1 protein-coding gene is annotated in these 589 nt (G+C 77.2%); it reads left to right on the top strand.

Annotated features, from left to right (window positions below; translation table 11 throughout):
• On the top strand, positions 1-589 hold a 589-nt coding region (locus ACLBX8_RS31580; RefSeq protein WP_447716405.1), incomplete at both ends, for a methyl-accepting chemotaxis protein.

Below are 589 nucleotides of genomic sequence, written 5' to 3'. Positions count from 1 at the left end.
TGCAGGCCACGGCCCGCGGCATGACGGAGACCGCGGCCGAGACCGCGGGGCAGTCGACCACCGTCGCGGCCGCGGCCGAGGAGGCGGCCAGCAACGTCGGCACCGTGGCGGCGGCGGCCGAGGAACTCGGCGCCTCCGTGCAGGAGATCGGCCGGCAGGTCGACGGCTCGGCCGGCCTCGCGCGGGCGGCGGTCGCGGAGGCCGACCGGACCGGCGCGCTGGTCCGGGACCTGAGCGAGGCCGTGGCGCGGATCGGCGACGTGGTCGGGCTGATCTCGACCATCGCGGGCCAGACCAACCTGCTGGCGCTCAACGCCACGATCGAGGCGGCGCGCGCGGGCGCAGCCGGGCGCGGCTTCGCGGTGGTGGCCACGGAGGTGAAGGCGCTGGCCGAGCAGACCGCCCGGGCCACGGAAGAGATCGCGGGCCAGATCGGGCGGGTCCAGGCCTCGACCGGGCAGGCCGTCGCGGCGATCGGGACGATCACGGCCCGCATCCGGGACATCGACGGCGTGGCGACCACGATCGCGGCGGCGGTGGAGCAGCAGGGCGCGGCGACCCACGAGATCGTCCGCAACGTCGGGCAGGC

Source organism: Methylobacterium sp. D48H, assembly GCF_053345715.1.
The sequence above is the reverse complement of the archived record's forward strand: the minus strand, read 5'-3'. Positions and strand labels throughout refer to the sequence as shown.